Origin of the sequence: Planomonospora sp. ID82291 (assembly GCF_015711645.1) — a bacterium.
Classification (GTDB): domain Bacteria; phylum Actinomycetota; class Actinomycetes; order Streptosporangiales; family Streptosporangiaceae; genus Planomonospora.
In genome coordinates this window covers 117,003-138,941 of the sequence record NZ_JABTEX010000001.1, presented here as the reverse complement: position 1 = coordinate 138,941, position 21,939 = coordinate 117,003, and the positions used below count along the sequence as shown (strand labels likewise).

Annotated in this window: 14 protein-coding genes; 9 read left to right on the top strand and 5 right to left on the bottom strand. The window is 73.1% G+C overall.

Annotation, left to right across the window (positions count from 1 at the left end; genetic code table 11):
* Nucleotides 1-33 precede the first annotated feature (33 nt).
* Nucleotides 34-2,901 carry a vitamin B12-dependent ribonucleotide reductase gene (locus tag HS045_RS00620; protein WP_196449230.1) on the top strand — a complete coding sequence of 956 codons (2,868 nt, stop codon included), beginning with the start codon at nt 34-36 and terminating at the stop codon, nt 2,899-2,901.
* A 198-nt stretch (nt 2,902-3,099) separates the two neighbouring features.
* On the opposite strand, the gene HS045_RS00615 is transcribed toward HS045_RS00620, so the two are convergent.
* Both HS045_RS00615 and HS045_RS00610 read right to left on the bottom strand, forming a co-directional pair.
* Nucleotides 3,100-3,426, bottom strand: a complete 327-nt coding sequence (locus HS045_RS00615) for a PadR family transcriptional regulator (RefSeq protein WP_196449229.1) — start codon at nt 3,424-3,426, stop codon at nt 3,100-3,102.
* A 244-nt stretch (nt 3,427-3,670) separates the two neighbouring features.
* Nucleotides 3,671-5,059, bottom strand: a complete 1,389-nt coding sequence (locus HS045_RS00610; RefSeq protein ID WP_196449228.1) for a pyridoxal-dependent decarboxylase — start codon at nt 5,057-5,059, stop codon at nt 3,671-3,673.
* A gap of 61 nt (nt 5,060-5,120) precedes the next feature.
* Here HS045_RS00610 and HS045_RS00605 point away from each other — a divergent pair, with 61 nt between their 5' ends.
* Both HS045_RS00605 and HS045_RS00600 read left to right on the top strand, forming a co-directional pair.
* Nucleotides 5,121-6,506 (top strand): PLP-dependent aminotransferase family protein, encoded by a 1,386-nt coding sequence (locus HS045_RS00605; protein WP_196449227.1) that lies wholly within the window; start codon nt 5,121-5,123, stop codon nt 6,504-6,506.
* Between the two features lie 675 nt (nt 6,507-7,181).
* Nucleotides 7,182-7,469: a hypothetical protein gene (locus tag HS045_RS00600; RefSeq protein ID WP_196449226.1), complete on the top strand. Its 288-nt coding sequence runs from the start codon at nt 7,182-7,184 to the stop codon at nt 7,467-7,469.
* Between the two features lie 101 nt (nt 7,470-7,570).
* On the opposite strand, the gene HS045_RS00595 is transcribed toward HS045_RS00600, so the two are convergent.
* The 3 genes from HS045_RS00595 to HS045_RS00585 all read right to left on the bottom strand — a co-directional run bounded on the left by HS045_RS00595 (nt 7,571) and on the right by HS045_RS00585 (nt 11,265).
* Nucleotides 7,571-8,722 (bottom strand): low temperature requirement protein A, encoded by a 1,152-nt coding sequence (locus HS045_RS00595; protein ID WP_196449225.1) that lies wholly within the window; start codon nt 8,720-8,722, stop codon nt 7,571-7,573.
* Nucleotides 8,723-8,858: 136 nt separating this feature from the next.
* The gene (locus HS045_RS00590) at nt 8,859-9,650 is read right to left on the bottom strand and encodes a DoxX family protein (protein ID WP_196449224.1); all 792 of its coding nucleotides are present in this window, start codon (nt 9,648-9,650) and stop codon (nt 8,859-8,861) included.
* A 67-nt stretch (nt 9,651-9,717) separates the two neighbouring features.
* Nucleotides 9,718-11,265, bottom strand: coding sequence for an MFS transporter (locus HS045_RS00585; protein ID WP_230883373.1), 1,548 nt, complete (start codon nt 11,263-11,265; stop codon nt 9,718-9,720).
* 234 nt (nt 11,266-11,499) lie between these two features.
* Here HS045_RS00585 and HS045_RS00580 point away from each other — a divergent pair, with 234 nt between their 5' ends.
* From HS045_RS00580 to HS045_RS00555, 6 genes are all read left to right on the top strand, one after another.
* Nucleotides 11,500-13,398 carry a hypothetical protein gene (locus HS045_RS00580; RefSeq protein WP_230883372.1) on the top strand — a complete coding sequence of 633 codons (1,899 nt, stop codon included), beginning with the start codon at nt 11,500-11,502 and terminating at the stop codon, nt 13,396-13,398.
* A gap of 194 nt (nt 13,399-13,592) precedes the next feature.
* Nucleotides 13,593-15,935 carry an AAA family ATPase gene (locus HS045_RS00575; protein WP_196449222.1) on the top strand — a complete coding sequence of 781 codons (2,343 nt, stop codon included), beginning with the start codon at nt 13,593-13,595 and terminating at the stop codon, nt 15,933-15,935.
* Between the two features lie 275 nt (nt 15,936-16,210).
* The gene (locus HS045_RS00570) at nt 16,211-17,194 is read left to right on the top strand and encodes an ABC transporter permease (RefSeq protein ID WP_196449221.1); all 984 of its coding nucleotides are present in this window, start codon (nt 16,211-16,213) and stop codon (nt 17,192-17,194) included.
* Nucleotides 17,195-18,103, top strand: coding sequence for an ABC transporter permease (locus tag HS045_RS00565; RefSeq protein ID WP_196449220.1), 909 nt, complete (start codon nt 17,195-17,197; stop codon nt 18,101-18,103).
* A complete protein-coding gene (locus HS045_RS00560) occupies nt 18,100-20,196 on the top strand; it encodes a dipeptide ABC transporter ATP-binding protein (protein WP_196449219.1) in 2,097 nt (698 codons plus the stop codon). The genes HS045_RS00565 and HS045_RS00560 overlap by 4 nt, the downstream gene beginning before the upstream one ends.
* A gap of 16 nt (nt 20,197-20,212) precedes the next feature.
* The gene (locus HS045_RS00555) at nt 20,213-21,934 is read left to right on the top strand and encodes an ABC transporter family substrate-binding protein (RefSeq protein ID WP_230883558.1); all 1,722 of its coding nucleotides are present in this window, start codon (nt 20,213-20,215) and stop codon (nt 21,932-21,934) included.
* Nucleotides 21,935-21,939 lie beyond the last annotated feature (5 nt).

The window sequence follows — 21,939 nt, the reverse complement described above, 5'->3', positions numbered from 1 at the left end:
CGGGCTCCGTTCGGAGTCCGGAAGGGGGAAGTCATGACGGAGACGGTCAGCGGTACGGCGGCGCGCGGGGGCAGGCGCCCGCGCAAGGGGCTGAAGATGAAGCGCATCTTCACCACCCCCGGCGTGCACCCGTACGACGAGGTGGCCTGGGAGCGCCGTGACGTCGTCATGACCAACTGGCGCGACGGCTCGGTCAACTTCGAGCAGCGCGGCGTGGAGTTCCCCGCCTCCTGGTCGGTCAACGCGGCCAACATCGTCACCACCAAGTACTTCCGGGGCGCCGTCGGCACCCCGCAGCGCGAGTGGAGCCTCAAGCAGCTCGTCGACCGCGTGGTGGGCGTCTACACCCGGACCGGCGTCGAGGAGGGCTACTTCGCCACCGACGAGGACGCCGAGATCTTCGACCACGAGCTCAAGCACGCCCTGGTCAACCAGGTCTTCAGCTTCAACTCGCCGGTCTGGTTCAACGTCGGCACGGCCTCGCCGCAGCAGGTCAGCGCCTGCTTCATCCTGGCCGTGGACGACCAGATGGAGTCCATCCTCGACTGGTACAAGGAAGAGGGCGTGATCTTCAAGGGCGGTTCGGGCTCCGGCGTGAACCTCTCCCGGATCCGTTCCTCCAAGGAGCTGCTCTCCAGCGGCGGCACCGCCAGCGGCCCGGTCTCCTTCATGCGCGGCGCGGACGCCTCCGCCGGCACCATCAAGTCGGGCGGTGCGACCCGCCGGGCGGCCAAGATGGTCGTCCTCGACGTCGACCACCCCGACATCGAGGAGTTCATCGAGACCAAGGCGCGCGAGGAGGACAAGATCCGCGCGCTGCGCGACGCCGGGTACGACATGGACCTGGGCGGCAAGGACATCGTCTCCGTCCAGTACCAGAACGCCAACAACTCCGTGCGCGTCTCCGACGAGTTCATGCGCGCGGTGGAGAAGGGCGAGCGGTTCGGCCTGCGCGCCCGCCTCACCGGGGAGGTCATCGAGCAGGTCGACGCCCGCGACCTGTTCCGCAAGATGGCGACCGCCGCCTGGGAGTGCGCCGACCCCGGCGTGCAGTACGACGACACGATCAACGACTGGCACACCTGCCCGGAGACGGGCCGCATCACCGCCTCGAACCCGTGCTCGGAGTACGTCCACCTGGACAACTCCTCCTGCAACCTGGCCAGCATCAACCTGCTGAAGTTCCTCGCCGACGACGGCTCCTTCGACATCCAGAACTTCGTGAAGATCACCGAGCTGATCATCACCGCGATGGACGTCTCCATCTGCTTCGCCGACTTCCCGACCGAGAAGATCGGCGAGACCACCCGCGCCTACCGCCAGCTCGGCATCGGCTACGCCAACCTGGGCGCGCTGCTCATGGCCACCGGCCACGCCTACGACTCCGACGGCGGTCGCGCCGTCGCCGCCGCCATCACCTCCCTGATGACCGGCGCCTCCTACCGCCGCAGCGCCGAGCTGGCCGCGGTCGTGGGACCGTACGACGGCTACGCCCGCAACGCCGACGCGCACAAGCGCGTCATGGGCAAGCACTCCGCCGCCAACGACGAGCTGCGCACGCTGGACGCCGTGGACGGCGCCATCCACGCCGAGGCCACCCGGCAGTGGGCCGAGTGCCTCAAGCTCGGCGAGCGCAACGGCTACCGCAACGCCCAGGCCTCCCTGCTGGCGCCCACCGGCACCATCGGCCTGATGATGGACTGCGACACCACCGGCATCGAGCCGGACCTGGCGCTGGTCAAGTTCAAGAAGCTCGTCGGCGGCGGCTCCATGCAGATCGTCAACCAGACGATCCCGCGGGCGCTGGCGAAGCTCGGCTACCCCGGCGAGCAGGTCGAGGCGATCGTCGAGTTCATCGCCGAGCACGGCCACGTCGTCGACGCGCCGGGGCTGCGGCCCGAGCACTACGAGGTGTTCGACTGCGCCATGGGCGAGCGGGCCATCGCCCCGATGGGCCACGTCCGGATGATGGCCGCCACCCAGCCGTTCCTGTCCGGGGCGATCAGCAAGACCGTCAACCTGCCCGAGTCCGCGACCGTCGAGGACATCGAGCAGGTCTACCTGGAGGGCTGGAAGCTCGGCCTGAAGGCCCTGGCCGTCTACCGCGACAACTGCAAGGTCGGCCAGCCGCTCTCCGCCTCGGGCAAGAAGACCGAGGCGGACAAGGCGGACAAGGTGGACAAGGCCGAGACCTCCGCCGAGCCGCAGGTCAAGGTGGTGGAGATCAGCCGCCCGACCCGCCGCCGGCTGCCCAACCAGCGGCCCAGCACCACGACCCGCTTCACCGTGGCCGGGGCCAAGGGCTACATGACCGCCTCGTGCTACCCCGACGACGGCCTCGGCGAGGTCTTCCTGAAGATGTCCAAGCAGGGCTCGACCCTGGCGGGCGTCATGGACGCCTTCTCCGTGGCCATCTCGATCGGCCTGCAGTACGGCGTGCCGCTGGAGACCTACGTCAGCAAGTTCGTCAACATGCGGTTCGACCCGGCGGGCATGACCGACGACCCCGACATCCGCATGGCCGCCTCGGTGGTGGACTACATCTTCCGCCGGCTGGCCCTGGACCACCTGCCCTACGAGGAGCGCGCCGCCCTCGGCGTCTTCTCCGCCGCCGAGCGGGCCGCCCAGCAGCGCGGTGAGGACCCGGCCGCCGTCCAGTCCGAGCAGGTCATCGCCGAGCTGGCCACCTCGGCCCCGATCGAGCAGCCCCAGCAGCGCGCCGAGGCGGTGACCGCGACCCCGGCCGTGGCCCGGCGGGAGTCCGGCGAGGGCGGTTCCCTGGAGTCCCACCAGGGCCGCACCGCCGACGCGCCGCTCTGCATGACCTGCGGCACGAAGATGCGCCCCGCGGGCAGCTGCTACGTCTGCGAGGGCTGCGGCTCCACCAGCGGCTGCAGCTGAGAACCGGCGGGGCCGCGCCAGGCGCACCGCCCCACGGGACGGACCGCGGACGGCCCCGCCGACCGCCGCCCCTCCGGGCCGCCACGCAGGCGGCCCGGAGGGGCGGCGGTCATGGAGCGTCGGGCCTTCCCCCGGCGGACTCTTCGAGCGCCTTCCACTCCCCGGTGAGATCGCTGCCGGTGACGGTCTCCCCGAAGCTCATCTCCCGCCCTCCTTGAGCCTGTCGATCCGCGAGGTGATGTACTCCCATTTCGCCCAGAACGTCGCGAGTCTGTCGCGCCCCGCGTCGTTGAGCGCGTAGAACTTGCGCGGCGGGCCCAGCCCGGACGGTCGTTTCGTCACCTGGACGAGCCCGTTCTTCTCCAGTCGCAGCAGGATGGTGTAAACCGTCCCCTCGACGACGTCGGCGAAGCCGAGCTCGTTCAACCGGCGCGTGATCGCGTATCCGTAGGTCTCCTCACTGCCGATGATCTCAAGCACGCAGCCTTCGAGCGTGCCCTTCAGCATCTCCGTCAGGTCGTCCATCGTGGGTCCTCTTCGGCCTCTCGGTACTATGTGATACCGAGTACTACTAAACGGTACCACAGAGTAGTGAGCCGGGGGACTTCACGGGGCCGGAGACGGGTTGCCGATCGCCTCCTGCGATGTGCGGCCGCACGGGGGCGGTCGTGGCGGCCCCGTGCACCGGTGACGGCGGTCGACGCGGGAGGCGGCGAGCCGATCGCCGCCCCCGTTCACGAGGCGCCGGGCCCGGCGGCCGGCCGGGCGGTCACGGCGCGAGCCGTTCCAGGACCTTCGCGACGCGCTCGACGTCGGCCTCGGTGGTGCGCCAGTTGCTGAACGCGGCGCGCAGTGCCGGCACCCCGCCGTAGACCGTGGGCGTGAGGAAGGCCTCGCCGGACTCGATGATCGCCGACACCAGCTCCCCGGCGCGCTCCGGGGAGTGGGCCGGTGTGAAGCAGACCACGTTGAGCCGGACGGGGGCCAGCAGGCGGTAACCGGGCAGCGCGGCGACGCGCTCGCCGAGCAGTCCGGCCAGCGCGATGTCGCGCCGGACGATCTCGGCGTGGCCCTCGCGGCCGTAGGCGGCGAGCGTGAACCAGGCGGGCAGGGCGCGCAGCCGCCGGGAGTTCTCCGGGGTCAGGTGGACCAGGTCCACCCGGTCCAGGTCGTCGCCGAGCGGCCCGAGGTAGGCGGCGGAGTTGGCGAAGACCCGGGCCTGCAGGTCGCGGCGGCGGGTGAACTGGACCGCGCTGTCGTAGGGGACGTTCAGCCACTTGTGCAGGTCCACGCAGACCGAGTCGGCCTCGCCGAGCCCGTCGACCAGGCCGGCGTGGTCCGGCGAGAGCGCGGCGAAGGCGCCGAAGGCCGCGTCCACGTGCAGCCAGAAGGGGTACCGCTCGCGCAGGGCGACGATCGCCCGCAGGTCGTCGAAGTCGACGGTGTCGACCGTCCCCGCGTTGGCGACCACGATCGCGGGCGCGCCGCCGAGGGACTCCAGCGCCTCCTCCAGCCGGGCCGGGTCGACGGCCTCCCGTCCGGGCAGCGCGTCGACCCTCCGCAGCGCGGAGCGCCCCAGCCCGAGCATGGACAGGGCCTTGCCGACGCTGGAGTGCGGGCTCGCCGAGAGCACGGGGACGGGACCGAGGGCCGCCGCCCCCTGCTCGGACACGCGGACGCCGCGCCGTTCGCCCACCCACTCCCGGGCGATGGCCAGGCCGGTGAAGTTGGACATCGTGGCGCCGCTGACGAAGGCCCCGGCGTGCTGTGGGGGCAGGCCGAACAACTCGCGCAGCCAGGCCACGGTCTCCCGCTCCAGGTCCGGGGCGCTGGAGTCGATGCCGGAGGTGGGGTTCTGGTCCAGCGCGCCGGTGAGCCAGTCGCCGGCCAGCGAGGCGGGGGTGGCGCCGCCGGTGACGAAGCCCAGGTAGCGGGGGCCGGCGCTGGCGGCGAAACCCGGCTCCCAGCGCCGGGCGAAGGCCTCCATCGCCCCCGCCGCGCCGGTCCCGGCCGCCGGCAAGGGCTCGGGCGCGGGAGGCGCGGCGGCCACGGCGACCGGGCGGTCGTCCAGTCCCGTGAGGAGTCGTACGGCGCGGGCCCGCGTCTCGTCGAGCAGGGCGGGCAGGCGGGCGAGATCGTCGCCGAGTCGTGGGTGCATGGCAGAACCGTAGGGGAGGCGCACGCGCCCGGTCCTGGTCCAATCACGACAGACTGGACCGGTGTCCAGCATCCTGCCGGCCGGGTGGCGCCGACCCGGGTCCTCCCTGGCCGACTCCCTGGCCGAGGCCCTGCGCGAGGCGGTGCTCGACGGGCGGATCCGGGTCGGCGACCGGCTCCCGGCCGAGCGGCGGATGGCCGCCGAGCTGGGAGTCAGCCGGGGGACCGTCACCGCGGCGCTGGCCCGTCTGCGCGCGGCGGGCTGGCTGGCCACCCGGCACGGCAGCGCGAGCACGATGCGGTTGCCCCCGGACGTGGGGGAGCGCTTCGCGCCGCTCTCGGCGGACCGGCCGGGGGCGCCCCTCGACCTGCGCCGGGCGGTTCCCGCCGCACCGGGCGAGGTCTACGCCGACGCGGTGCGGCGTGCGCTGGACCGGTCGGCACGGATCTTCCTGGAGGGCGGGGAGCCGGGGCAGGGACTGCCCGAGCTGCGGGAGGCGATCGCCCGGCGGTACACCGGGCAGGGACTGGCGACGCTGCCCGACCAGATCCTGGTCACCTCCGGGGCCCGAGCCGCGCTGGCGCTGCTGGCCGGGAGCCTCGGCCGCGGCCGGGTCGCCGCGGTGGAGAACCCGGCGTACGCCGACACGCTCGCCGTCCTGCGCAGGTCCGGAGTACGGATCGCCCCGTTGCGGGTCACCACCGAGGGCTGGGACCCCGGCCAGCTGGCGGCGGCCTTCCGCGAGGCCGCGGGCGGGCTCGCGCTGCTGGTCCCCGACTTCCAGAACCCGACCGGAGCCCTGATGGACGCCGGGACCCGCCGGGAGGTCGCCGAGCTCGCGGCCCGGCACCGGGTGACCGTGATCGCGGACGAGACCATGCGGGACATGGACCTGCGCGACGACCCGCGGCCGGAGCCGCGCATCCGGCGAGCCGTCTGCGTCGGCTCGCTGAGCAAGACCGTGTGGGGCGGGCTGCGGATCGGGTGGATCCGCGGTTCCGCCGGGCTCGTCCGGGAACTGCTGCTCGACCCCCTGTGCGGCCCGTGCACGCCCGCGCCCATGGAGCAGCTGGTGGCCTGCGAGCTGCTGCCGCGGATCGAGCCGGTGCTCGCGCGCCGCAGGGCCGAGCTCCGGGAGCAGCGCGACCACCTGGTGCGGCTGCTGGACGGCGACGACGCGTGGACCTTCACGGTTCCTCAGGGCGGTCTGGCCCTCTGGCTCCGGCTGACCGGGACGTCGGGCGACGCGCTCGTCCGCCGGGCCGCGTCCCTCGGGCTCGGCCTCCTCGCCGGTTCGGCCTTCTCGGTCGATGGGACGCCGGTCGACCGGGTGCGGCTGCCGTACACGGTCCCGGCCGGGACGCTCGACCGGGCCGTGGCGCTGCTGCGGGAGGCGATGGACGACCGGCACGGCGGCGGCCAGGGGGCGTCCGGCCGGGACCGGTGATCTCCGAAAGCCCTGGAAATGCGGAAAGACCCGCACGAGGCGGGTCTTTTCCGGATTGCTCGGGTCGTGGCGCGATCCGCTTCAGGCCGCGGGAGTGGGCCCGCTCGCGAGAGGGAGACGGACGACGTTCCGGCCCGTGTAGGCGCGCAGATCGACGACCTTGGCATCACCGCTCGTCCTGCGGCGCGTTCCGGAACGGATGTCCCGGATCTTGAGTCGCGTGACGTACGGCGGCACGGCCACAAGCCTCTTCATTGAGCCCCCCGGCGTGATTGTTCCGTTATGCGCACTATGCACTTAATCGTATAAGACGACCGTAAAGATCTTGTCAGTAGGGGAGCCGTCGCCCCGACGGCGACCTGAGGTCCAGGTCGGACGTCCGGGTGGGGCGGCGGCGGCCGCGCGGCCGGGTGATCCTGATGCGTCGCATGATCGGCCCCTTTCCTCGCCCTCGACTATGGCCGCTCCCGCTTGACGTGCGATTGGCAACCGCTTGCCTGGCGGCTTCCGTGGCGTCCACGGCGGCAAACCTATAGGTGTGACGCGTCCGGGTTCAATGGGTTTCGTGACTCCGGGACTTTCCGTTCTCACTCCCCGTGACGGCGGACCGGCGCGTCGGATGTGCGGTTCTGGGTAGACCCCTCCGGGAAACGCCACGAGTTTTCGGGGGGAAACATGGCACAGTGCGAAGTCTGCGGGAACGACTACGACATGAGTTTCGAGGTGCACGCCCAGGGGGCGGTGCACACCTTCGACTGCTTCGAGTGCGCGATCCAGATGATGGCGCCGATCTGCGAGCACTGCGGGGTCCGGATCGTCGGACACGGGGTCGAGGCCGACCGGCGCTGGTACTGCTGCGCGCACTGCGCCCGCAGCGAGGGGGAGAGCACGATCGTCGACCGGGCCGACATCCCGGTGCAGCAGGGCCTGCGGCAGGGGGTGGCGAAGACCGCCCGGCGGTAGGCCCGCCGGCGACGCCGTCTCGGGGACGTCGGCGGCGCCGCCTCCGGGCGCGGTTGTGAAGGCGCGGTCGTGGTGGGTTCCGGGACGCGGGAGTCCCGGCGTCAGCGGACGGGCGGGGAGACCGCGGCCGGGCGCCTTTCGCGGACGACCGCCGCAGCCACCAGGGCGACCAGGCCGATCAGCTGGGCCACGGCCGACCAGAGACCGAGGACCACGCTCACCGGGGCGGCCAGCGCCCCGGCGATCCGCAGGTGGTTGCCGCCGATTCCCAGCACCCGGCGGAACCAGGCGCTGCCCGCCAGGAAGAGCGTGACGCCGACGGCCAGGGTGGCGGCGGCCGCGGGTTTGAGCGGGTCGATCGGATGGCCGATCGCCTTCTTGACCCCGGCCGCGACCGCGACGACGCCCAGCAGCATCGGGATGTGCGCGTAGAAGTAGGCGCCGAGGACCAGGCGGGTGCGCCGTACCGGCTCGGCCTCGGCGAGGACGTGCTCGGCGCGCGTCTCGTCGTCTCCGCCGAAGTAGACCCACCACAGGCAGGCGGCCAGCGCGAGGCCGAGCGCCGCGGTCACGCCGAGGGCGGGACCGACGTGGAGCCCCTCGGCGCCGATGCCCAGCGCCACGATCGACTCGCCGAGCACCACGATCACCAGCAGCCCGTGCCGCTCGACGATGTGCCCGGCCCGCAGCTCGAAGCCCTTCTGCCCGATGAAGTAGGGGCTTGCCCACAGCAGCAGCACCGCCGCGCCCCAGAGCAGGTGGTCGTACGGCCTGCCGACCAGGCCGGCCAGGCCGATCAGCGCGACCCCGCCGAGGTTGAACGGGATCACCCGGGAGATGGCCGCGGTCGACTGGAGGTACAGCCCCGCGTGCACGAGGATCAGCAGCAGGTAGCCGACCGCGAACGCCGGGCCGTCGCCGTCGAAGGCAGACGGGATCGCCAGTGCCGTGATCAGGAAGCCGGCCATGCCGAGCAGGATCAGCACCCGTCGGGCCGGCCGGACCGGGGGGACCGCGTTGGTGAGCCAGGCGTAGCCCGCGTACATCCACCACAGGACGCCGAAGACCAGCAGCACCCGGAGGGCGCCCTCGAAAGGCCGGCCCTCCTGGATGCCGTCGGCCACGAGCCCGGTGAGCTGGGTGACGGTGAAGACGAAGACCAGGTCGAAGAAGAGTTCGATCGTGGAGACGCGCAGTTCGCCCTCGGAGGGAGCGGGCTCCGCCCGCTCGGCGAACCAGCCGGGTAGTCGCATGTCGGACATTGTGGCGGCAAGATCAGCGATCGCGCACCGGACGGATCATGATGTGAGATGACGGACCGCCGCCCCGCGGCCGGGCGGAGGACGGGCGAGAGGTCCGGCGCCGCCTCCCCGCCGGGCCGGTGCCGGGTCAACCGTCCGCCGAGGCGTCCTCCTCCTTGGCCACCAGGACGTCCCCCCGCTTGCCGGGCGCGGGCCGCTCGGTGGTGCCTGCGTCCTCGCCGCCGTCGCCGCTTCCGCCGCCTCTGCTCCTGCCGTCGCCGCCGTCCCGGCGGCGGCCCCGCGGCCGGGCGGGCCCGGCGGTCTCGCCGGCGCCGTCGCCCGCGGTCCCCCGGACGTCCGGCGCCTCCGAGGCGCGGGATCTGCCCGGGCCGGGCCGCCGTACCGCCGCACCCGGGGCCGCGCCCGGAGCCGGAGCGGGAGCCGCGCCCGGGGCGGACGCCTCCGGCTCGCGCAGCGAGGCGAGCACGTCGTCGGCCTCGGAGTCGGCGGCGAAGTCCTCCGCGGCCTCGGCCTCACGCCTCTTGATCACCACCATGTGGTCGACCGACAGACGCCCGGCCCCGTTGACGGCCAGCAGCACCGAGGCCGCGCCGAGCGCGACGATCAGGTTCACCTCGCCGCCGGTCAGCGGGAGCCCCTGGTCGCCGTTGGCGATCACGAACACCGCGACGGCCTCGGCGAACAGCAGCAGCCCGCAGACGGGTACGGCCAGGCCGGCCACCAGCAGGGCCCCGCCGATGAGCTCCGTCAGCATGGTCGTCGCGGCCCAGACCCCCGGGGCCGGGGCGCCCAGCGTGGCGAACTGCAGGCCGGTCGCGGTCAGGCCCGCCTCCAGCTTGTCCCAGCCGTTGGCGAAGAAGATCCCGCCGACGCCCAGCCTGGCGGCCAGAGCGGCGATGTCATGGAGGGTTTGTCGCACGGCTCCTCATTCTGGTCCGGTCCGCGGCTCTTGCCCATAGCCGCGACCGGCAATCATCCGGACCCGGTCAGTCCGGGCCGGGGTCGTCGGACCCACGCACCAGGAACGCCACCGCGGCGGCGGTGACGCCGAGCAGCAGCACGCTGACGACGATCGTGGAGTGCAGCCCGGCGACGAAGGCGACCCGGGCCCGGGCCAGCAGGGCGGCCCCGTGCGGACCGCCGAGTTCCTGGGCCACGGCTCCGGCGGCGGCCAGGGACTGGCGGGCCCGCTCCATCAGCCCGGCGGAGACGCCCTCGACGGGGGGCAGCGAAGGGGCGTAGACGGCGGTGGTGACCGTGCCGAGCACCGCGACGCCCAGTCCGGCGCCGAGTTCGTAGGCGGTCTCCTCGATCGCGGCGGCACCGCCCGCCTGGGACTCGGGGACCGAGGACATGATCGTGTCGGAGGCGGCCAGCAGCGCCACCTGGATGCCGAAGCCGATGCCGACGAAGCAGAGCGCGAGCGCCAGCGGGTGCTCCTCGGTCCCCCACGCCAGGGTGGGGGCCAGCGACAGCGCGGTCAGCGCCAGGCCGCCGCCCATCGTGAGGCGCAGTCCGAGCCGCCGCAGCAGGTGCGCGCCGGCGAGGCCGCCGGCCACCGAGGCGGCCATCAGCGGCAGCATCCGGACCGCGGCTCCGGGCGGGCTGTCGCCGAGCACGAGCTGGAGGTACTGGGCGAGCATCAGCTGGAGGCCGACCAGGGAGAAGACGGTCAGCAGCACCGCGGCCACCCCGACGGAGAAGGACCGCCGCGCAAACAGGCTCAGGTCCACCAGGGGGACGGCCAGCCGCCGCTGCCGGCGCACGAACCAGGTCAGCAGCGCGACGCCGCCCAGGAAGACCGCCGCCCCCTCCGGGTGGCCGGCGCCCGCCTCCTTCAGGCCGAACGCGAACGCGAGGATGCCCAGGACCGACAGCAGCGCGCTCGGCGCGTCCCACGGCTGCCCGGCGCGGGTCCGGCAGTCCGGCAGGATGCGCGCCGCGGCGGGCAGCAGGGCCAGCAGGATCGGCACGTTGATCAGGAAGACGGCGCCCCACCAGAAGTGCTCGACGAGCAGCCCGCCGAGCAGCGGCCCGGTCGCCGCTCCGGCCGCCGCGACCGCGCTCCACACCCCCAGGGCGATCGCCCGCTCGCGGCGGTCGGTGAAGACCTGCCGGATGATGGAGAGCGTGGCCGGCATGATCATGGCTCCGCCGACGCCGAGGAGCATCCGCGCGGCGATGAGCGCGGAGGCCGTGGGGGCGAACGCGGCGGCGGCCGAGGCCACCCCGAACACCACGTAGCCGGCCAGCACCAGGCGTCTGCGCCCGTGGCGGTCGCCGAGCGTGCCGAAGGTGAGCAGCAGCGGTGCGACCACCAGGGAGTAGCCGTCGACGATCCACAGCATCTGCACGGAGTCCGGGTCGAGCGCCGCGGTCAGGGCCGGGCCCGCGACGTGCAGCACGGTGGCGTCCACCGCGATGAGCAGCAGACTCAGGCAGAGCAGGGCGAGGACCGACCAGCGGCCGGTCCCGGATGAGCGCGTGCCGGTCCCGGCGCGCCTGGTGACGGCGGCGACCCCCATGGCGCTCATGCGCGGCTGGCGGGGGTGCCTGCCCGGGCGAACATGCGTGGCAGCTTAGGCCATCGGCCGGCGTGGACGGGTCGCGTTGAATGATTGATTCAGGATGAAATAGGCCACTCCTCCTGGGGAAGCCGCGACCTCTCTAGAGAGATAGACCCCTCTATCCGGCGTCTAGGCAAACGGTGGTCCTCCCCGCACCATGGCGGTCGTGGGGAGTCAGCGCCAGGTGCGAGAGCCGTCGTGGTGAGCGGTTCCGGTGGCCGGGACCTCGTCGAGGCCCCGGCCCCGCCGGACCCGGACGATCCGCACCGGTGGTGCGCCGCCGCCCTGGAGCGGCTGGAGCGGGGCCGGCCGGAGGCGGCGCTGGAGGCCGCGCGCCGGGCGGTGGAGCACGACACCCCGGACGGGCCCGCCGCCGGCTGGGGCTACCGTCTGGCCAGTCTCGCCTTCGAACGGCTCGGCCGCGATGCGGAGGCCGTGGCCGCCGCCGAGGAGGCCGTACGGCTGGCTCCGGGATCCTGGGCGGCGCGGCTGCGCCTCGGCTCGGCCCTCCGCCGGATCCCGGGGCGGTGGGCGCAGGCGTGGGCGCAGGCCGCCCGGGCGGTGCGCTACGCCCCCGACGAGCCCGACCCGCACGTGCTCGCGGGCGACCTCGCGCTCCTGCGCGGTGAGCACCGCCGGGCCCGGGCCGCCTACCGGGCCGCGCTGCGCAGGGCGGGCGACCACCCCGCCGCGAGGGTCAACCTCGGTCTGGCGTTCCTGCGCTGGGAGCGGCACCGCAACCACCACGACCCCGCCTGGCCGGTCGACCCCCGGGAGACCGGCCGGACCCGGCGGGCCCTGGAGACGTGGTCGCGGCAGACCCGGATCCTGCTCGCCGCGGCCCTCCTCGCGGCCGTCGCGGTCGCCCTCGGTCCCGGCCTCACCTCCGGGGCGAGGATCTGCGCCGCCGCGGCGGCGCCCGCCGCGGTCCTGGCGATCACCCTCCGGCAGGCCCGCAGGATCGGGCTCTGGGCCTACGTCCCCGCGATGCTCGCCCGCGACGTGTGGCTCGGTCTGACCGTCGCGGCCGCGCCGGTGGCGGTCGCCGCCTACGTCGCGGCGGTCGCCACCCTCCCGGGCACGCTGCCGGGCCTGCCGGCGGGCATCCCGGTGGGCGTCCCGGCGGGCGCCGCGGTGGCGTCCGGGTCCGCGGCGGGCCCGTGGACGGCTCCGGCGGGCGTGGTGCTCCTCAACGGCGTCGCGCTGCTCGTCGCCCGGACGCTGGCCGAGGCGTGGCGGGGCCGGCCGGTGCGGGCGCTCGCCGAGTTCTCCGCGGCGGGCGGGGACCGCGCGGCCGGGCGCGACACCGGGGTGACGCTCTGGCTCGTGGCGGGGCGCGCGTGGTCGGTCCTGGCCGGAGTCGCCGCGGCCGCCGAGGTCCTGGACGATCCCCGCTGGGGCCTCGGGGCGCCGGCCGTACCGCTCGCTCTGGCCCTGGCCCGCCGGGACGGCGGCCTGGCCCCGCACCTGCGCGGGATCCTGGCCGCGGACCGCTGCCTCGCCGGGGCGCTGGCGCTCCTCGCGGCGGCCTCGCTCGCGCTCGGCGGAGCGGCCGCCGCGGCGCTCCTCGGGTTCCCCGACCGGCCGGTCCGCCTGATGTGGCAGGCGGCGGCCGGGGCGCTGGCGGCGGCGGTGGCCGCCTACGCCGTCAGGTCGGTCCGGGCATGGTGGAGGGGCACGCCCGGACCACGGCGGGCCTCGCTGGTCATGAGCGACGGCCGCGGCCGCCACCCGGCCGGCGACGCGCGGCCTCCGGTGCGCCTGAGCGGGGAGGTGCGGCACGCCTTCACCTCCGCGCGCGGGGTGATCCTCGCCTTCGCGGGCCGGACGGGGTCGCGCGCGCTGGCCGTCGGCGCGGTCGGCTCGGTCGGCCCGGCCGGGGAGCTGCGCCTGGTCGCCGCCGGTGACGCGTGGGACGCGGCCGAACGCGATCCGAGGGTGGCGGTGTTCGTCACCGACCCGTCGGAACGCGGATTCTGGGCCGAGGTGCGCGGCATCGCGACCGGTGACGCCGAGGCCGAGACGCTCCGGGTCACGCCCGAGCACGTCGTGGTCGGGCGGTACCCCGGTCGCCACCCGGACCGCCTCCGCGACGGGTGAACGGCCCGGCGGAATCCGCATGGGAATCCGCACGGCGACCGGCGGCGGCGACCGGCGGCGGCGACCGGTGGCGGGGCCGGGGCCGGGACCGGGGCCGGGACCGGGGCGGCGCGGGCCCGTCCGGCGCGCGGTGCTCGGACACGCCCAAATCCCGTCCCGGTGCGGTATAACCGGGGGCAGACCGGGGAGGCGTGATGCGGGACTCCGACAGGGCCAGGCCGGCGGGGCGGGCTGCGGCGCGGGACCTGTTCGAACAGGTGCGACTGCGCTATTTCCAGCTTTCACCGGGGAAGCGCAGGCTGATCCACCTCGCCGTGCTGACCGGGGCGGTCGGGACGGCACTGGGCCTGGGCTGGCAGCCGGTCGCCGCCTTCCTCCTCACGCTCGCCCTGCTCGGCTTCGTCACGCTCGCCCTGCGCTTCCCGCGGGCCGCCGCCACGGTGGCGGTGGCGGCGCCCTGGCTGACGATGACGAGCCTGCTCGACAGCCGCTTCCCGCAGTCGTGGATCCCGCTGGGGCTGATGCTCCTGGCCCTGCCGGCGGCGGGGGCCGCGCACCTGATCAGCTGGGTCCCGCCGTGGCTGACCACGCTGGCGGCGCTGACCGGCGCGGGAGTGATCGCCCTCGTCCTCGTCCTCGCCGGGTTCCCGTCCACCGTCGTCCTGTGGGCCGCGTACGGCACGGCCGCCGCCGTGCTGGTCTACCGCCTGGTCCAGGCCCGCCAGGCCAGGGCCAGGGCGACGGCCGCGGAGCAGCCGGTCCGGGTCAGGCTCAGGGACGGCGGACCGCCGCCGCAGCGGTCCGCCGAGCGGGCCGAGCCGCCGCCCGTCTCGGTGGAGGAGGCGCTCGGCGAGCTGGACGGCATGGTCGGCCTGGCTCCGGTGAAGGAGCAGGTCCGCTCCATCGCCGCCTCGATCGAGGCCTCCCGCCTGCGCAGGGAGGTCGGCTACGCGACCGACCCGCCGATGCGCCACTTCGTCTTCGTCGGCCCGCCCGGCACCGGGAAGACCAGCGTGGCCAGGACCGTCGCGAAGATCTTCTACGCCTTCGGCCTGCTGGAGACGCCCTATGTGGTGGAGGCCCAGCGGGCCGACCTGGTGGGGGAGTTCCTCGGGGCGACGGCGATCAAGACGAATGAGCTGATCGACCGGGCGCTCGGCGGGGTGCTCTTCGTCGACGAGGCCTACAGCCTGATCAACTCGGGTGACGGCCAGCCCGACCGGTTCGGCTCCGAGGCGGTGCAGACGCTGCTCAAACGGGCCGAGGACGACCGCGACCGGCTGATCGTCATCCTGGCCGGCTACGAGAAGGAGATGGGCGCCTTCCTGTCCTCCAACCCCGGTCTGTCCAGCAGGTTCGCGACCCGGGTCCGCTTCCCCGGCTACTCGGCGGGGGAACTGGCCGAGATCACCGGGCTGCTGCAGGCGCGCCGGGGCGACCGGATGGCCGAGGAGGCGCGGCCCGTCCTGCTGGCCAGGTTCGAGGACCTCCACCGCCGGGGCATCGTCGACGAGCTGGGCAACGCCCGGTTCGTGCGGAGCCTGGTGGAGGCGGCGGCGCAGGCGCGCGACGTACGGGTGGTCGGCGCCGGCGGCTCGCCCACCCCCGAGGACCTGGTGACCGTCACCGGGCCGGACATCGCCAAGGCCTTCGACGGGCTCACCGCCCGCTACCAGGACTACCAGGCCGTTCCGACCCTGGAGGAGGCCCTCGGCGAGCTGGACGGCATGGCCGGTCTGGAACCGGTCAAGCGGCAGGTGCACGCGATCGCCGCCCAGCTCCGGATGGCGAGGATGCGCCAGGAGCGCGGCCTGCCCACTCCGCCGCAGATGCGGCATTTCGTCTTCACCGGGCCGCCGGGCACCGGCAAGACCACCGTGGCCCGCGTCCTCGGCCGGGTCTTCGCCGCGCTGGGCCTGCTGGTGCGCCCGGACGTGGTGGAGGCGCAGCGGGCCGACCTGGTCGGCCAGCACCTGGGCGCCACCGCGATCAAGACCAACGAGCTGGTGGACCGGGCGCTCGGCGGGGTGCTCTTCGTCGACGAGGCCTACAGCCTGGTGAACGGCGGTTACGCCGGCGGCGACGCCTTCGGCGCGGAGGCGGTGCAGACGCTGCTCAAACGGGCCGAGGACGACCGCGACCGGTTGGTGGTCATCCTGGCCGGATACGAACGGGAGATGGACGCCTTCCTGGCGACCAACCCGGGCCTGTCCAGCCGGTTCAACCAGCGGGTGCGGTTCCCCTCCTACACGCCGGTCGAGCTCACCGGGATCGCCGAGCTGCTCGCCGAGCGGTCGGGCGACCGGTTCGACGCCCCCGCCCGCCACGACCTGGTCGACGTCTTCACCTGGGTCTGCGAGGACGGGCTGATCGACGGCCTGGGCAACGGCCGTTTCGCCCGCTCGCTGTACGAGCGCGCCGCGCTCCGTCGCGACGTGCGCCTGGCCGCCCTCGGCGGGACCACCAGCGCCGCGGACCTCACCACGATCACCAGCGTCGACGTGCGCGCCGCCGTCGACGAACTCGCCGGTCGCTGACCCGGGTCTGCCCCGCCACCCCTGCGCCGCGGCGCGCAGCGTCGCCGTGAAACCCGCGAGGGGGCTCCGTCGTCTGGACTGAGGAGCGCGCGCAGCGGAGCGAGCACGTGACGAGGGAAGACGGCGGTTACCGGCCCCTGAGCCGCGGCGCGCAGCGTCGCCATCAATACGGCATCCGGCCGGGATCGGACCCCGATTGGGGACTCTATGCGTTCTGGTGGTTACATCATGTAGCAGTATGGCCACAGACAGCAGAGTGCTCCGGAGGGAGGGCGATGGCGGGATTCCTTTTCCGCAGGTTGCTCAACTATGTCGTGCTGATCGTCGTGGCCACCAGCCTCGCCTACATGCTGGCGGCCGGAGCGCTCAACCCGCGGGCCAACTACGAGGGGCGCAACCCGCCGATCCCCCCGGCGGTCGTCGACGCCCGGCTCACCGAGCTCAACCTCAACGACAAGACCCCGCTCTTCGAGCGCTACCTGACCTGGGCGGGGGGCGTCGCCCACGGCGACTTCGGCACGATGGTGACCGGCGGCCCGGTCAACGAGGACCTGGCCCGCCGCCTCGGCGTCACCCTCCGCCTGATCACGATCGGGCTGGTCCTCGGCAGCGTCACCGGGGTGCTGGTCGGCGCCTACGCCGCGGTCAGGCAGTACGGCGCGTTCGACCGGGTGTCGACCGGGGCCTCCTTCTTCGTGCTCGCGATCCCCACGGTCGTGCTCGCCAACATGCTGATCATCGCCGCGGTCTGGGTCAACGGACTGCTGCCCCAGCCGATCGTGTACGTCAGCGGCGAGTTCTCCGCCGGGTCGACGGGCGGGTTCTGGGCCCAGGCGGTCGACCGGGTCCAGCACCTGATCCTGCCGACGATCTCGCTGTCGCTGGGCCTGATCGCCGTCTACAGCCGCTACCAGCGCAACATGATGCTGGACGTGCTCGGCGCGGACTTCATCCGCACCGCGATGGCCAAGGGCCTGCGCCGCCGTACCGCGCTGATCAAGCACGCGCTGCGCACCGCGCTGATCCCGGCGGTCACCTACTTCGCGTTCACCTTCGGCGCGCTGCTGGTCGGCACGACCTTCACCGAGAAGATCTTCGGTTGGCACGGCATGGGGGAGCAGCTGGTCAACTCGATCTACACCAACGACGTGAACAGCGTCGCGGCGATCAGCTGCTTCGCGGCCTTCGCGGTGCTGGTGGCCTCGCTCGCCTCCGACGTGCTGCACGCCGTCCTCGACCCGCGGGTCCGGGTGGGGTAGATGAGCATCGCCGACGAGGAGCACGCCGAAGAACTGGCGGGCGTCGAGAAGATCGGGACCCCGTCGCGCCTGAAGGTGGTCGCGGGGCGGTTCTTCCGCTCGGGGCAGGGGCGGATCGGGTTCGCGCTGCTGGTGGCGATGTTCCTGCTCGCGTTCGCGGGGCCGCACCTGAACAAGTGGTCCTACACCGACAAGGACTTCTCGGCGTTCCTGGCGCCGCCCTCGGCCGAGCACTGGTGGGGCACCCTGCAGACCGGCGCCGACGTGTACGCGGTCACGCTGCGCGGCATGCAGAAGTCGCTGATCGTCGGACTGCTCGCCGCGGTGGTCGGCACCGGGCTGGCGGCGGTGGTGGGCGCCTTCGCGGGATACTTCCTCGGCTGGACCGACCGCACGCTGATGTGGGTCACCGACCTGCTGCTCGTGCTCCCGGCCTTCCTCATCCTGGCGATCATGTCGCCGCTCTTCGCCGAGGGCCAGTGGCTGCTGTTCGTGCTGATGCTGGCGCTGTTCCTGTGGATGGTCACCTCGAAGATCGTGCGGAGCATGACCATCTCGCTCAAGGAGCGCGAGTTCATCCACGCCGCCCGGTTCATGGGCGTGCACCCGATGAAGATCATCTTCCGGCACGTCATCCCCAACCTGTCGTCCCTGCTGATCGTGGACGCCACGCTGAACGTGAGCGCGGCCATCCTGACCGAGACCTCCCTGTCCTACTTCGGCTTCGGCATCCAGCCGCCGGACGTCTCCATGGGCAGCCTCATCGCCGACGGCGCCAAGACGGCGGTCTACGCTCCCTGGACGTTCTGGTTCTGCGCCGGGCTCCTGATCGTCACCGTGCTCGCGGTGAACCTGGTCGGAGACTCCCTGCGCGACGCCTTCGACCCCACCGCGAGGAGGAACCGATGAGCGATCCCGTCCTGGAGGTCACCGGCCTCGACGTCACCTTCGGCTCCGGTCCCGGCGCGGTGCACGCGGTGCGGGGGGTCGGCTACGCGCTCCGCCCCGGCGAGGTGCTCGGCATCGTGGGCGAGTCCGGCTCGGGCAAGTCGGTGACCTCGCTGGCCGTGATGGGGCTGCTGCCCCCGCATGCCCGGGTCACCGGTTCGGTGCGGCTGAAGGGCCAGGAGATCCTGGGCGCGAGCGAGAAGCGGCTCACCGCCTTCCGCGGGAAGACGATCTCGATGGTCTTCCAGGACCCGCTCTCCGCGCTCACCCCGGTCTACCGGGTCGGCGACCAGATCGCCGAGGCCGTCCGGATCCACCAGGACGTCAGCGGGCAGGCCGCGGACCGGCGGGCCGTCGAACTCCTCGACCTGGTCGGCATCCCCAACCCGGCCCAGCGGGCCAGGGCGTTCCCGCACGAGTTCTCCGGCGGCATGCGCCAGCGGGCGGTGATCGCGATGGCGATCGCCAACGATCCCGACGTGATCATCTGCGACGAGCCGACCACCGCGCTCGACGTCACCATCCAGGCGCAGGTGCTGGAGGTGCTCAAGACCGCGCAGCGGGAGACCGGCGCGGCGATCGTGATGATCACGCACGACCTGGGCGTGGTGGCCGGGTTCGTCGACCGGGTCCTGGTCATGTACGCCGGACGGCCCGTCGAGACCGGGTCGGTCGACGACGTCTACTACCGCCCGCGCATGCCGTACACCATCGGCCTGCTCGGCTCGGTCCCGCGGCTGGACCTGGGGGGACGGCGGCGCCTGGTCCCGATCGAGGGCAACCCGCCGTCGCCGGACGCGCTCCCCCCGGGCTGCCCGTTCGCGCCGCGCTGCCCGCTGGTGGTCCCCGCGTGCGACGCGGCCGAGCCGCCGCTGGAGCCGGTGGGCCCCGGCGACCGGCGGGCCGCGTGCATCCGCGCCGGGGAGATCGAGGAGGGGCGGATACCGCCCGGCGAGGTCTACGCCCGGAGCGGGGCCGGGCGGGCGGGCCGTCCCGCCGCGCCGGGGGCCGGCGCCGGTGAGCGGCGCCCGCCGGTGCCGCGCGGCGAGCGCGGGGTGGTGCTGGAGGTGGACGGCCTCATCCGGCACTACCCCCTGATGAAGGGGGCGGTCTTCAAGCGCCGGGTCGGCACGGTGTACGCCGTGGACGGCATCGGCTTCGACATCCGCGAGGGCGAGACGCTCGGGCTGGTGGGCGAGTCGGGCTGCGGCAAGACGACGACGCTGATGGAGATCCTGGAGCTGGCCAGGCCGCAGCGCGGCACCGTCACGGTGCTGGGGCGCGACACCGCCGCGATGACCTCCCGCGAGCGGCTGGCCGTCCGCCGGGACATGCAGGTGGTCTTCCAGGACCCGCTGGCCTCGCTGGACCCCAGGATGACCGTCCACGACATCCTCGCCGAGCCGCTGCGCACGCACGGGGTCAGGGATCCGGGTCCGCGCGTGCGGGAACTGCTGACGCTGGTCGGACTGGACCGGCAGCACGCGGCCCGCTACCCGCAGGACTTCTCCGGCGGTCAGCGCCAGCGCATCGGCATCGCCCGCGCGCTGGCGCTGGAGCCGAGGCTGATCGTGCTGGACGAGCCGGTCTCGGCGCTGGACGTCTCCATCCAGGCGGGCGTGATCAACCTGCTGGAGGACCTCAAGGACCGGCTCGGCCTGTCCTACCTGTTCGTCGCGCACGACCTGTCGGTGGTCCGGCACATCGCCGACCGGATCGCGGTCATGTACCTCGGCAGGATCGCCGAGATCGGCCAGGTGGACCGGGTCTACGACACCCCCATGCACCCCTACACCCAGGCGCTGCTCTCGGCGATCCCGCTGCCCGACCCCGAGAAGGAACGTTCCAGGGTCCGGATCCTGCTCGAAGGCGACCTGCCCAGCCCGGCCGCCCCGCCCTCGGGCTGCCGGTTCCGCACCCGCTGCCCGAAGTTCCGCGACGTCCTGTCCGACGGAGAGCGGGAGCGGTGCGTGGACGAGGAGCCCGCGGTCCGGGTGCTGGACGAGGACCAGGGCGCCGCGTGCCACTACGCCGAGAAGATCAAAGTCGTATGAACCAGGAGGAACCGTGATGATTGTCCGGCGCATGGGCGTGCTCGCCGCCGTCCTGACCGTGGCGTGCTCACCGGCTCTGGCCGGCTGCGGGCAGACCGGGCCCGGCGGGGGAGGGCAGAGCGGGGGGTCACCGGGCGCCCCGGCGTCCTCGGTCAAGGCATACGACATCAACCCGGTCGCGCGCGACCAGGTCAAGGACGGCGGATTGCTCCGCTGGGGGCTCAACGAGTATCCGACCAACTGGAACCTCAACCACGTCGACGGCAACCTCGCGATGGTCAAGAAGGTCACCGACGCGCTCATGCCCTCGGCCTTCCGCTCGAACGAGAAGGGCCAGATCTCGGTCAATCCCGACTACGTCACCGCCGCGAAGGTCACGGCGACCGCCCCCAAGCAGGTCGTCACGCTGACGCTCAACCCGAAGGCCAAGTGGTCCGACGGCAAGGCCGTCACCTGGCAGGACTACGAGGCCCAGTGGAAGGCGATGAACGGCGGGAACGCCGACTACCGCGTCGCCACCACCACCGGCTACCAGGACATCGAGAGCGTGAAGAAGGGCCGGAACGACCAGGAGGCCGTCATCACCTTCGCCAAGCCCTTCGGCGACTGGCAGTCGCTGTTCATCCCGCTCTACCCCAGGAGCACCAACGGCAGCCCTGAGGCCTTCAACAACGCCTGGGTGAACAAGATGCCGGTGACCGCGGGCCCGTTCACGTTCGAGGCGTTCGACCAGACGGCCAAGACCATCACGATCAAGCGGGACGACGCCTGGTGGGGGGACAGGGCCAAGCTGGACCAGATCGTCTTCCGGGCGCTGGAGAGCGACGCGCTGGTCGGCGCCTTCAGCAACGGCGAGCTGGACACCTTCGACGTCGGGCCCTCCGCGCCGGACTACGCGCGGGCCAAGGGCACCGCGAACGCGGTCGTCCGGCAGGCGGCCGGTCCCGACTTCCGGCACCTGACGATGAACGGCGAGAGCGCGGCGCTCTCCGACGTGAAGGTCCGCCAGGCCGTGGCGATGGGCGTCAACCGCCAGGTCATCGCCCAGTCCGACCTGCAGGGCCTGGACTGGCCGATCGTCCTGCTCAACAACCACTTCTTCATGAACACCCAGGGCGGCTACCAGGACAACGCCGGGCAGATCGGGGTCTACAACCCCGAGAAGGCCAAGCAGCTGCTCGACGCGGCCGGCTGGAAGCTCTCCGGTCAGGTCCGCAAGAAGGACGGCAAGGAGCTGAACCTGCGCTTCGTCGCTCCGTCCGGCCTGCAGCTCACCAAGTCCGAGGCCGAGCTGACGCAGAACATGCTGGCCCAGATCGGCGTCAAGGTCACCCTCCAGTCGGTGCCCAGCGACGACTACTTCACCAAGTACATCATCCCCGGCAACTACGACATCACCGCGTTCTCCTACGTCGGCACGCCCTTCCCGGTCTCCAGCGGCTACGGCCAGTACGCCGACGCCACCAAGGACTCCAAGGGCGAGCTGCAGTGGAACGCCAACCTCGGCCGCATCGGCTCCAAGGAGATCGACGCCGCGATGAACGCCGCCACCGCCGAGCTGGACCCGGCCCAGGCCGTCGCCAAGGCCAACGCCGCCGACAAACTGATCTGGCAGGCGGTCAACGTGCTCCCGCTCTACCAGCGCCCGCAGAACGTCGCGGCCAAGGAGACCATCGCCAACCTCGGCGCCCGCGGCTTCTACGACCTGCGCTACCAGGACATCGGCTTCACCGGGTGACCCGG

Excerpts from the sequence above, each read along its gene's own strand:
- HS045_RS00600 (WP_196449226.1), top strand. The coding sequence starts at position 7,182 with ATGGCACAGTGCGAAGTCTGCGGGAACGACTACGACATGAGTTTCGAG.
- HS045_RS00620 (WP_196449230.1), top strand. The coding sequence starts at position 34 with ATGACGGAGACGGTCAGCGGTACGGCGGCGCGCGGGGGCAGGCGCCCG.
- HS045_RS00615 (WP_196449229.1), bottom strand. The coding sequence starts at position 3,426 with ATGGACGACCTGACGGAGATGCTGAAGGGCACGCTCGAAGGCTGCGTG.
- HS045_RS00610 (WP_196449228.1), bottom strand. The coding sequence starts at position 5,059 with ATGCACCCACGACTCGGCGACGATCTCGCCCGCCTGCCCGCCCTGCTC.
- HS045_RS00565 (WP_196449220.1), top strand. The coding sequence starts at position 17,195 with ATGAGCATCGCCGACGAGGAGCACGCCGAAGAACTGGCGGGCGTCGAG.
- HS045_RS00570 (WP_196449221.1), top strand. The coding sequence starts at position 16,211 with ATGGCGGGATTCCTTTTCCGCAGGTTGCTCAACTATGTCGTGCTGATC.
- HS045_RS00595 (WP_196449225.1), bottom strand. The coding sequence starts at position 8,722 with ATGCGACTACCCGGCTGGTTCGCCGAGCGGGCGGAGCCCGCTCCCTCC.
- HS045_RS00585 (WP_230883373.1), bottom strand. The coding sequence starts at position 11,265 with ATGAGCGCCATGGGGGTCGCCGCCGTCACCAGGCGCGCCGGGACCGGC.
- HS045_RS00575 (WP_196449222.1), top strand. The coding sequence starts at position 13,593 with ATGCGGGACTCCGACAGGGCCAGGCCGGCGGGGCGGGCTGCGGCGCGG.
- HS045_RS00560 (WP_196449219.1), top strand. The coding sequence starts at position 18,100 with ATGAGCGATCCCGTCCTGGAGGTCACCGGCCTCGACGTCACCTTCGGC.
- HS045_RS00555 (WP_230883558.1), top strand. The coding sequence starts at position 20,213 with ATGATTGTCCGGCGCATGGGCGTGCTCGCCGCCGTCCTGACCGTGGCG.